The organism is Dactylosporangium sp. NBC_01737, assembly GCF_035963215.1.
Classification (GTDB): domain Bacteria; phylum Actinomycetota; class Actinomycetes; order Mycobacteriales; family Micromonosporaceae; genus Dactylosporangium.
Genome location: NZ_CP109153.1, coordinates 9424944 through 9435245 on the forward strand (window position 1 = coordinate 9424944; position 10302 = coordinate 9435245).

12 protein-coding genes are annotated in these 10302 nt (G+C 72.4%); 5 read left to right on the top strand and 7 right to left on the bottom strand.

Features of this window, described 5'->3' with window-relative positions:
• Positions 1–170 precede the first annotated feature (170 nt).
• Entirely contained in the window at positions 171–515 is a 345-nt protein-coding gene (locus tag OHA72_RS43060; protein ID WP_327001864.1) for a hypothetical protein, read from the top strand.
• Between the two features lie 137 nt (positions 516–652).
• On the opposite strand, the gene OHA72_RS43065 is transcribed toward OHA72_RS43060, so the two are convergent.
• Together OHA72_RS43065 and OHA72_RS43070 are read right to left on the bottom strand one after the other, a co-directional pair.
• Complete coding sequence (locus OHA72_RS43065) at positions 653–1114, bottom strand: hypothetical protein (protein WP_327001865.1); 462 nt, start codon at positions 1112–1114, stop codon at positions 653–655.
• Between the two features lie 24 nt (positions 1115–1138).
• The gene (locus tag OHA72_RS43070) at positions 1139–1654 is read right to left on the bottom strand and encodes a hypothetical protein (RefSeq protein ID WP_327001866.1); all 516 of its coding nucleotides are present in this window, start codon (positions 1652–1654) and stop codon (positions 1139–1141) included.
• A gap of 255 nt (positions 1655–1909) precedes the next feature.
• Here OHA72_RS43070 and OHA72_RS43075 point away from each other — a divergent pair, with 255 nt between their 5' ends.
• Positions 1910–3205 carry a hypothetical protein gene (locus OHA72_RS43075; protein ID WP_327001867.1) on the top strand — a complete coding sequence of 432 codons (1296 nt, stop codon included), beginning with the start codon at positions 1910–1912 and terminating at the stop codon, positions 3203–3205.
• 72 nt (positions 3206–3277) lie between these two features.
• Here the strand turns inward: OHA72_RS43075 and OHA72_RS43080 are convergent, their stop codons facing one another.
• The gene (locus OHA72_RS43080; protein WP_327001868.1) at positions 3278–4261 is read right to left on the bottom strand and encodes a cation diffusion facilitator family transporter; all 984 of its coding nucleotides are present in this window, start codon (positions 4259–4261) and stop codon (positions 3278–3280) included.
• A 32-nt stretch (positions 4262–4293) separates the two neighbouring features.
• Here OHA72_RS43080 and OHA72_RS43085 point away from each other — a divergent pair, with 32 nt between their 5' ends.
• Entirely contained in the window at positions 4294–4650 is a 357-nt protein-coding gene (locus OHA72_RS43085; protein WP_327001869.1) for an ArsR/SmtB family transcription factor, read from the top strand.
• A gap of 13 nt (positions 4651–4663) precedes the next feature.
• Here OHA72_RS43085 and OHA72_RS43090 read toward each other — a convergent pair whose 3' ends face one another.
• The 3 genes from OHA72_RS43090 to OHA72_RS43100 form a co-directional block, all read right to left on the bottom strand.
• Positions 4664–5989 (bottom strand): MFS transporter, encoded by a 1326-nt coding sequence (locus OHA72_RS43090; RefSeq protein ID WP_327001870.1) that lies wholly within the window; start codon positions 5987–5989, stop codon positions 4664–4666.
• Between the two features lie 85 nt (positions 5990–6074).
• Positions 6075–6347, bottom strand: a complete 273-nt coding sequence (locus OHA72_RS43095; protein ID WP_327001871.1) for a GlsB/YeaQ/YmgE family stress response membrane protein — start codon at positions 6345–6347, stop codon at positions 6075–6077.
• Positions 6348–6547: 200 nt separating this feature from the next.
• Positions 6548–7462, bottom strand: a complete 915-nt coding sequence (locus OHA72_RS43100) for an ABC transporter permease (RefSeq protein ID WP_327001872.1) — start codon at positions 7460–7462, stop codon at positions 6548–6550.
• Positions 7463–7501: 39 nt separating this feature from the next.
• Here OHA72_RS43100 and OHA72_RS43105 point away from each other — a divergent pair, with 39 nt between their 5' ends.
• Together OHA72_RS43105 and OHA72_RS43110 are read left to right on the top strand one after the other, a co-directional pair.
• On the top strand, positions 7502–7729 hold the full coding sequence (locus OHA72_RS43105) for an acyl-CoA-like ligand-binding transcription factor (protein WP_327001873.1): 228 nt from the start codon (positions 7502–7504) through the stop codon (positions 7727–7729).
• Between the two features lie 67 nt (positions 7730–7796).
• Positions 7797–8729 carry a nucleoside hydrolase gene (locus OHA72_RS43110; protein WP_327001874.1) on the top strand — a complete coding sequence of 311 codons (933 nt, stop codon included), beginning with the start codon at positions 7797–7799 and terminating at the stop codon, positions 8727–8729.
• Positions 8730–8796: 67 nt separating this feature from the next.
• On the opposite strand, the gene OHA72_RS43115 is transcribed toward OHA72_RS43110, so the two are convergent.
• Positions 8797–10224, bottom strand: coding sequence for a cytochrome P450 family protein (locus OHA72_RS43115; RefSeq protein WP_327001875.1), 1428 nt, complete (start codon positions 10222–10224; stop codon positions 8797–8799).
• Between the last annotated feature and the right edge of the window lie 78 nt (positions 10225–10302).

A 10302-nucleotide genomic window follows, 5' to 3' on the forward strand; every position in this document is an offset into this window, starting at 1 on the left:
GAGGAACGATATCCACCTCGGCTGATCCACCGGATCGATGAGTCGGACACCGGACCCGGGCGCTGACGCCACTGCTCAGCGCCGGCTCAGGGCCGGCTCAGTGGCCACGGCGACAGTCGTTTCCGACGGTGCGTCCGAGGGGGGCGCGCCACACGATTGGAGCACCGCACATGAGCAAGGTTCGAACAGCGGTCAGGGCCCTCGCGGGCACCGCCGTGGCCGTCGGCACGGCGCTGGCCGTCGCGTCTCCGGCGAGTGCCCACCCCGAGATCTTCCTCGCCTGCGACATGGGGGCGGGCAGGGTCGACTGCATGGTGACCGACGTCGGCGGCGGACCGCCGTACACGGTCCGCTGGTGGATCAACGACGTGCAGGTCGCGGACTTCGACAACGACTTCGGCATGACCGGCACCTGTGTCATCGGCCGCAAGACGACGGTGAGGGTGACGGTCTGGGACTCGCACGGCTCGGACACCGACAGCCGGACCACCTACTGCCCGAGGTTCATCCCGTAGCACGGTCGTGAGCGGGGCGCCTGCGCCGCCGCGCCCGGCCCGGGGCCGTCCCGCCAGGTCCCGGGCCGGCACACCCGGCCGCGCGGACGGGGTCGCCCCGCCCACCTCGAACGCATGACCGCGCCCGGCACGGGCCGTCAGTCGCGGCTGGTCTCCAGCTTCGCCTTGTCGAGGGTCTCCCGGATGTGGGTCCACGGCTCCGTCTCGGGCCACGCGTAGTCCTCGACGACGAGCAGCAGCAGGTCGAAGCGCTGCGTCCACTCCGCGTAGCCCAGCGGCCCCATGTCCGCCAGTGGCGACTGCGGGTGCAGGTACACACTGGTGCTCGGCACCCGCAGGTATTCCACGACCAGCGGCAGCAACGCGTCGTCACCGGCCGGCATCGGCACGTCCACACCGTCCACGCTCACCGCGGTCAGCTCCAGCACGCCGTGGTGCCCGGCGCGGGCCCGGTGGGTGCAGCGCAGCTCGAGGCGCTCCGGCCGATCGACCCCCATCCACCGCGACCGGAGCCGGACGGTGGCCGTGTCCGCGTCCAGGTCGAGCTCGACGGAGCCCGACCCGCTCCCGGTGGCGAGGAAACTGTCGAATCGCTGCACCGGGCCGACTGTAGCGCCTGCCCGTCACCCGTCCGCGAGTTTCGCCACGGCCACGGCGAAGGCGACCTGGCGCTCGAAGTGGTCGCCGAAGCCCGGTGGGATGCCCAGCTGATACTTCGTGTCGCCGGCGGTCAGGTGGAAGATGTTGCTGGAGACCAGTGTGGACTCGACGTCCCTGAGGTCGTACGTCAGCACCTGCGGCGCGGGCGCCACGAACACCAGCCGCCGCGACGTCACGGCGAAGACGCTGTTGATGGTGCCGTTCATCCACTTGACCCCGCCGCTGCAGATGTGCCAGACCTCCTCCGTCGCCGGGAGGTGCTCCCGCAGCAGGGACAGCGCCGCCAGGCAGGGGCCGGTCAGCTGCTGCTGCACGTCCGGCGGGCAGGCGGCGATCGCGGTGTCGATGTCCGTGCGCGGTTGCCGTCCCCGCTGCGTCGCGGGCGCCGCGTGCGCCGGTGGTGCCGGGTTCCCGGCCGGCTGCGCGGGGACCTGGTCCGCCTGGTGGCCGCGTGCCGGGCGGCTGTAGTTGATGCCCACGGGATCCTCCTGCCGCGTTGAGGTCACCGCCATCGTGCCGCCTTCCTCCGACGGGCCGGCATCGGCCGACGCGGGCCGCCGTCACCTCGATCCGGTCGGCGCCGGCGCCGGTCGGCCGAGCCCGGACGCGGGACGGCCGAACCCGCGGGTGAGTCCGGAAACCGACACCGTCCGGTGCATCAGGCGGCGCCGTGCTCCGTCCTTCTCGGTGAGCCGGGGCGCCGCCCCGGCCGAGACGGAAGGACCGGTGCCGGCATGGACCCTGTACGGACCCCCACGGACCCCACGGCGGCGACGGAACACCACGCCGCGGCAATGGAGATGCTGGATGTGGTGCTGACGGCCCTGCCGCAGGCGGTCCTGCCGGACGGGACGTTCGACCCCGAGGTCCACACGAGGGTCGTCGAGCACCTGCAGCTCGCCCGGACCATGGTGCTGTCGATGCCGTTCGACCCGCAGACCGACCGGGCCACGCACCGGCTGCGGGCGCTGGCGCTGCGGATCGCCACCGTCAGGGAGGCCGTCACGGCGGCCGAGCTTCTCGCCGGCGTCGGTGGCGGCGGCGTGGAGCCCGTCCGGCGCGGAGCGCGGGTCACGTGGGTGGAACACGTCGCGGGCACGGCGCGCTCCGTGCAGGACGCCATGGACGCCTGCCGGTTCGTCGAGGACCTGCCGCCCGGCCTGCGGTCGGAACTGCCGGGCTGGTTCGACACCCACCTGCCGGGATACCTGCCGGACGAGTGGGTCCGGACGGTGAACCACATGCACCGCCAGGGCATCCTCGCCGCCGCGATCGGCCGGTACCTGCAGCGGCGTTCCAGTGCCCCGACCGACCCGTACGTGTCGCTCGTCGCCGCCACCGCCAACGCCATCGCCGCCACGCCTGGGCTCGCGCAGCGGTTCACCGTGCAGTACCTCATGACGCAACTGACCGGCAAGGTGGGCGTCCTGGACGAGCGTGCGTTCAACAAACGGCACGTCGACCAGCAGCTCGAGCAGTCCGCGAACCGGGTCGCAGCGCCGGTGGCCATGTGGTTCGGCGAGACGCACCTGGCCGTCGCCGAACTCGACGGCACCCTCGGCTTCACCTACGGCAACCGGATCAACCTCCGTGAGGAAGGGGTGACGACGTCGACCTGCGTGCACGAGAGCATGCATCTGTTGTCGTCGCTGCGCACCAGGTCCGCCTGGCGCGACCGGCTCGGCCCGTTCCTGGAGGAGGCGGCCGCGGAGTACCTCTGCCGGCTCGTCTGCGCCGGCAGCCACATCGTCGATCCCAAGCCCTACTACGAGCCCCAGGTGCAGGTGCTCACCGCCCTCATGGCGGCGGGTCTCACGCTCCCCACGGTCCTGGACGGTTACTTCGACGGCAAGATCGAGCCGGTACGAGCGGCGATCGTCGCCCTTTCCGGCGCGACCGGTCTCGCGGTGCTGCTCGACGACAGCGGCCGCCGCGCCCACGAGACCCTGGCGGCGTGGCGGACCCAGTTCGCGGCCGCCGGCGCGATCAGGACCGGGACGGCGACTCCGAGGGCAACCGCCGGCAGGTGATGCCAGGCCGCCGGGCACCTGACGTTCCAGGTACCGCCAGAACGTGCGGCTGCACCGCACCGGCCGCCGCGTTCACCGGTGGTGGGCGACGGCGGCGTGCGCGCCGGCGGTGGCCGGGTCGGTGTGGATCGTGGCGGCGGTGAGCCGGGGCACGGCGTGCAGCAGGCGGTGCTCGGCCTCGACCGCGATGGCGTGTGCCTGCACCACGCTCAGGGTGTCCGACACCAGCACGTCGGTCTCGGCGTGCAGCCGGTGGCCGATCCAGCGCATCCGCAGCGCTGCGACACCCAGGACGCCCGGGGTACCGGCAATCGTCTGCTCCGCCACGCCGACGAGACCCGGGTCCACGGCGTCCATGAGCCGGCGGTACACCTCGCGGGCGGCATCCTTGAGCACGACCAGGATCGCCACGGTGATGAGCAGCCCCACCACCGGGTCGGCCCAGCGCCAGCCGAGCGCCACCCCGCCGGCGCCGGCGACGACCGCGAGGGACGTGAACCCGTCGGTGCGGGCGTGCAGGCCATCCGCGACGAGCGCCGCCGAGCCGATCCGGCGGCCGACGGCGATGCGGTACCGCGCGACGACCTCGTTGCCCGCGAACCCGGCGACGCCCGCGGCGGCGACCCACCACAGGTGCGTGACGGCGGCGGGGTGCAGCAGCCGCTGCACGGCCTGGTAGGCGGCGAGCCCGGCGGAGGCCGCAATGGTGAGCACGATGACGATCCCCGCGAGGTCCTCGGCGCGCCCGTAGCCGTAGGTGTACCGACGGTTCGCCGCGCGCCGTCCGAGGATGAACGCGACGCCGAGCGGCACCGCGGTGAGCGCGTCCGCGACGTTGTGCAGCGTGTCGCCGAGCAGCGCCACCGATCCGGAGACCAGCACGATCGCGACCTGCGCGGCGGCGGTCGCCCCGAGGACCAGCAGCGAGATCCACAGGGCCCGCATGCCGTCCCTTGAGGACTCCATCGCCGCGTCGACCTTGTCGGCGGTGTCGTGGGAGTGCAGGTGCCGCTTGTGATGGTGATCGTGATGGTCGTGATCGTGGTCGTGCTGCATGGCCTCGCCTCCTCCTGGCAGGATATGTGCTCATGTACGCACGCGACAACGCTGCAACTGCCGGCGATGGGCAACAGCCACCGTCCCCCGCACAGGTCGACGCGGCGGTGACCGCGCTGCGGATGCTCGCCGACCCGACCAGGCTGCGGCTGCTGTGGTTCCTGCGGGACGGCGAGCACGACGTCACCACGCTCACCGCCGCCGTGGGTGCGGCCCGCCCCGCCGTGTCGCAGCACCTGGGCAAGCTGCTGCTCGCCGGCCTGGTCAGCTCCCGGCGGGACGGCCGGCGGGTGCTGTACCGGGCCCGCGGCGGCCACGTGCGGCGCCTGGTGACCGAGGTGCTGCACGCCGCCGACCACCACGTGACCGGCGCGCCCGAGCACGAGTGATGGGCTCCCGGCCTCATGCCGTCGCGGTCGCGGCGTTCTCGCCGGGATCCTCCGCGGGGCACCGGCCGGTCACGTACCCATAGCCGGCCGCGACGGCCGCCAGGCTGAGCGCGACGGCGACCAGCATCATCGGTGAGTGTCCGGTCTCCGGCAGGGTCACCGCGGCGAGGAACATGCCGGCGACGTAGGCGAGATTGAACGTCGTGTCGTTGACGCTGAAGATCCTGCCACGGTACTCGTCGGCGTACTCCTGCTGGATGAGCGTGTCCACGACGATCTTGACGCTCTGCGCGGCGACGTTGAGCACGAACACCACGGCCAGCAGCAGCGGGGCGATGAACGGCAGCCCCAGGCCGAGCAGCGCGACGGCGGCGACGGTGAGCACGGCCGTGATCCACTGCCGGCTGCCGATCCGGCGGGTGAACCACGGGGTCAGCGCCGCCCCGACGAACACGCCGACCGCTCCGGTGACGAAGACGCCGGTGAGCGCGGTCAGCGAGCCCTCCACGTCCCCGTCACCGGTGAAGTAGTTGCGGAACAGCAGGACCAGGGCGAGGGTGAGGATGCCGAACAGCACCCGGAACGCGGTCTGCGCCGCCAGCGCGCTCGCCGCCGCGCGCCGGGCCGCCAGGTGGCCGAAGCCGCTGAGCATGCCACGGCCCACCTCGACGACCGCCGCCCCGAGACCGCCCCGGGGTCGCGTCCGCACGTCCGGGCCCAGCTGGTGCGGCTCGAACGCCCGGTACCCCACGACTGCGGCCACCACGTACCAGACCAGTGCCAGCGCGGCGACGATGCCGTAGCCCTGGTAGCCCGCGGACACCACCGTCTGGACCAGCACCAACGCGCACCCCAGCCCGGCGGAGAACGCGATCGACCCCGTCGTGCCGGACACCGCGTTCGCGGTGACCAGCCGCCGTTCGTCGACCACGTGCGGGGTCGCGGCCGACATCGCCGCCAGCGAGAACCGCTTCAGCCCGATCACCGTCAGGGCGACCGCCAGGAACCCCACGCCCTGGTCGGCCACGCCGGTCAGCAGCGCCGCCGGGATCACCAGCACCGCCCGCACCACCGCCGAGGCCACGATCACCGACCGGCGGCTCCACCGGTCCAGCAGCACCCCGACATACGGCCCGAGCAGCGAATACGGCAGTAGCACGACCGCCGTGGCCACCGCGACCGCGAGCGCGCTGGCCTGCCGCTCCGGGTTGAACACCACGCTGCCGGCGAGGGCGGCCTGGAAGATGCCGTCGCCGAACTGGCTGCACGCCCGCACCGACAGCAGCCGCCGGAAGCCGCGCACCGACAGCGCCAGTCGTAACGGGTGGGCGTCAGCCATGACGGCCCGTGCAGCAGCGGCGCGGACCGGGTCCGGTCCGCGCCGCTGAGGTCGTGAGGTTCGTGATGAACCGCTGAGGATCCACTTACACGCTGCGGCGACGGCCGTAGAAGCCCGCGACGGCCCACACGCCGACCGCGGCCAGCACGACCTGGATGGCGATCTCGATCCAGTCCACACCGCTGGTGTCGGCCCAGCCGGCCGCCCGGGCGATCGCGGTGCCGATCAGCGCGGCCACGATGCCGATGACGATGGTCAGCCAGATCGGAATGTTCTGCTTGCCGGGCACGACCAGGCGCCCGAGTGCGCCGATGATCGCGCCGACGACGATCGCGGAGATGATGCCACCGACTGTCATCTGAGACCTCCAGGTTCCGGGGTTGTGCTGCATCGAGCTACTTCCCGACCCGGCAAGGTCTCAAACCGGTTCAGCCGCCGTGCAACTCCACCAGGCCGCGGATCGTGAAGTGCAGGGCGAGCCCGGCGAGGGCGACCGCGGCGAGCACGGCGAGCGTCTTGAGCAGGATACGGGTGCCACGGTTCATGAGGTTGCTCCGTTCACTGGTGGTTGAGGGTTTCGCGGATGGTGAGCCGGCCGGCGCGCCGGGCCGCGCCGAGTGCCGCGACGGCGGCGCCGGCGACGGCCAGGACGGTCCAGACGGCCAGTCCCGCCGGGGAGATCCGGCCGGGCAGCGGCAGGCCGAAGGTGAGCTCGCCCAGCACGTCACCCACGGCGCCGGACAGCGGGACGCCCAGCGCGACGCCGATCAGGCAGCCGATCGCCCCGGTGAGGACGCTCTCGGTGATGACGAGGCGGCGGATGGCCTTGGGGGTGGCGCCGACGGCCTGCATGACGCCGTACTCGCGGGTGCGTTCGGTGACGGCGATGCTCATCGTGGAGGCGAGGCCGAGGATGCCGACGACGGCCATGAGCGCGGCGAGCGCGATCAGTGTGGCGATGAAGATGGCCACGTGCCCGTCAAGGGCGTTGCGCAGTTCTGTCGTGCTCATGGTCCCGGCAACCGGTACACCGGCGGCCATGAGCGCCCGCTCCACCCGGTCGGTGACCGCTTGGACGTCACCCGAGGCGCGGATCCGGATGCCGTTCGCTGCGGCGGTACCGCGCACCGCGCCCGGGACGGTGTAGGCGGTGGCGGGACCGCCGACCTCGGCGACCACCCCCGCGACCCGCCAGGTGGCGGCGACGCCGTCGACGGCGATGCTCACCGACGCGCCGACCTCCGGGTCGCCGAGTCGCGTCGCGGCGCTCTGGTTGAGCACGACCGCGGTGGTGTCGTCGGGCCGCAGCCACCGGCCGGCGATGAGCTCGAAGTCGACCATGGTGGTGCCGGCGGGCAGCTCGGTCACCACGAACCGGCCGTGGCCACCGTCGGGGTAGGTCCGCTGGACCTGGACGGCGCCGCCGGTGGCCGGCGTGGCGGGCAGCGTCGTCACGGTCTCCACCGCCGTCACGCCCGGCACCGAGCGCACCACGTCGCTGGCGGCTCCGTCGTGCAGGCCCGCATCGCGCTGCTGATCGGCGAGCTGGTCCGCGAGCAACTGCACGACCGCCCGACCGACGTCCCGCGGGAGCTCATCGTCGACTGCGTGGTCGGCGCGTACACCAGCCTGCTGGCCCGCTGGGTGGACGACAACGACCCGCACACCCCGGCGCAGATGGACGCCGCGTTCCGCCGCCTGCTCGCCCCCGGCGTCATGGCCGCACTCGGCGGGCCCTGACCGCCGGAATGCGCATGACGGCCCGGGGCGCGCCGCCTAACCTGGCGGGGCCACACAAGGGGGACGGATGGAGCTCATCTGGGACATGGAGACCAGCGACCCGGACGACTTCGTCACGCTGCTGCTCCTGCTCGGGCACCCGCGGGTCGACCTGATCGGTGTCACGGTCACGCCGGGCACACCCGACCAGGTCGGTGTGGTCCGGCGGGCGCTGGACTGGTTCGGTCGCTCGATCCCGGTCGGCGCCTTCAACCTCGCGCACCAGGTCCGCGACCAGGGGCAGGGCCACCACGGCCGGCGCGGCGCCTGCGTGTCGTCATGGCACTACGCCGCCTTCGGCGACATGCCGCCGTCGACGGACGCGGCGTCCGGCCCCGAGCTGCTCCGCGACCTGTGCGGCCCCGCGACGACCCTCGTCACCGGGGCACCCCTGAAGAACCTCGGCGCCGCGCTGCGCCTGCCGGGATTCCAGCTCGGCGAGGTCGTCGTGCAGGGCGGCTTCGCCGGTGCGGGTGTCGTGCCCGAGGACCGTCAGCTGGAGAAGTTCCGTGGGCTGGTGACCTGCCCCTCGTACAACCTCAACGGCGACCCCAGGTCGGCGCTCGCGGTGATCGCGGCGGAGAGCATCGCCCGCAAGCGCTTCGTGTCGAAGAACGTCTGCCACGGCGTCGTCTACGACCGCGCGCTGCACGCCGAGGTCGCCGCCGTCCGCCACCGCGCCACCTCCCTGGACCTGATCTGGCAGGGCATGGACGTGTATCTCAACGGTCCCGATGCGCCGGCCGGGCATCACCGGGAGTCGGCCGACCCGCGCGGCAAGATGCTGCACGACCCGCTCGCCGCGTGCTGCGCGATCGACCCGTCGATCGCCGAGTGGGCCGAGGTCGACCTGTACCGTGAGCGCGGCGCCTGGGGATCGCGCCCCGCACCCGGCTCCGGCGTCCACATCACCGTCGCCCACGACCACCAGAAGTTCCTCGCAACCCTGCTGGCCTCCTGACCCCCGCCGCGCCCCTGCCGCACCGGCGGCGCGGACAGCCACGGGGACGCCGGCTGCGCCGGCGACGTCACCGGACCCGCTGGAAGCCGATGGTGTCGTCGATGAGGCTGCGCGGGGAGACGGGCATCCGCACCGGTTCGTCGACGTCGAGCCGGACGAACTCGATGCCGTTGTTCCAGACCGTCCGCAGGAACTCCTTGAGGAACTCCACGGTGAGCTGCTCCCCGCCGCACCGGCGGTAACCGAATCCGAACGGCGCATAGCCGGCCGCGTCACACACCGGATGCGCCGTGCCGTCGACGACGCTGTAGACGGCACCGAAGGCGCTGTTGGTCACCTCCGCCTGACGGCCGTCGTTGAGCTTGAACGGCGCGGGCGGGAAGGGGCAGCGGGCGAGCCCGGCCTGCCTGGCCTTCGCCTCGTCGTTGTCCACGCTCGTCGGCGCCGACAGGTAGCGGCCGGGATCGAACGCCTCCGGATCGCGCCAGTGGCGTGGGTCCCGGCTCACCGGCGGGTGCGGGGTGACGACGCTGTGGCGGCGGGACGTGACACCGACCTTCGTCTCCACTGTGGACAGGCTGCCGGCGTTCGGTGAGATCGTGCGGAACAGCTCCATCACGAACCGGTCGAGCGGGGTGAACGCGCCGGTGTCCGCCTCGTCCGGGCGCTCACGCATCGTCTGCGCGAACCACGACCTGACGGCGGGGTCACCGCCGGCGGGCGCCAGGGCGGCCATGGTCTGGTAGACCATGTTGCCCCACTGGCTGAACGCGACGAAGTTGTGGAAGCACTCGAAGACGACGTCCTGGCGGCGGAAGTGCTCTCCCCCTCCCCCGTTCTTCAGCCAGTAGTAGACGAAGGTCTCGTCGGCCGCCGCGACGTCGCCGTCGATCACGGCCTGGACCCGGCCGTCGATCCATTCCCGCAGCGCCGGGCGGAGCTCACGCACCCGCATGACGCTGTCGTGCACGACGTCGGAGGTCGGGTACCAGTGGCCGAGCACGTCGATGAAGCTGGCGCCGATCTGGCGGACCTCGGCCGGGATCGCCGCACCCGAGACGCCGAGGTGCAGGTCCCAGTAGAGGTCGAAGTAGTCCGCGTAGTACCGCTGCATGAGCGGCTTGCCGGCGTTGGCCTCGCCGAGGAGGCGGGCCATGAAGCCGCGGACCTTGCCGGCGTACTTGGCCTCGTACAGGTCCGGCGTGGTCGCCGAGTGATAGATCTTCTTCCGCTCGTTGTCCGGGCCCCGTTGCTCGTAGCCCTGGATGAAGACCGCGACGCCGTCCTGCGGATCGGGCTCCCATCCGTCGTACAGCATGCCCCAGAAGTGCGGCGGCGCCGCGTCCTGCTTGCTCAGCGCAACATCGATCATGGGCAGCGACGGCCGCTCACCCACGGACTGGTCGCTCAGCAGGAACGGCACGACGGCGTGCTCGACGTAGTCCGGGTCGTACGCCGGCGGCAGCAGCCCCGCCAGCTCCTTCGGAAGGATCATGACCTGGTTCCCCAATCGCGCGCGGACCGCCGCCTTCCATGCAAGCGGCGCCGCGCCGGCGGGGCATGACCCGAACCT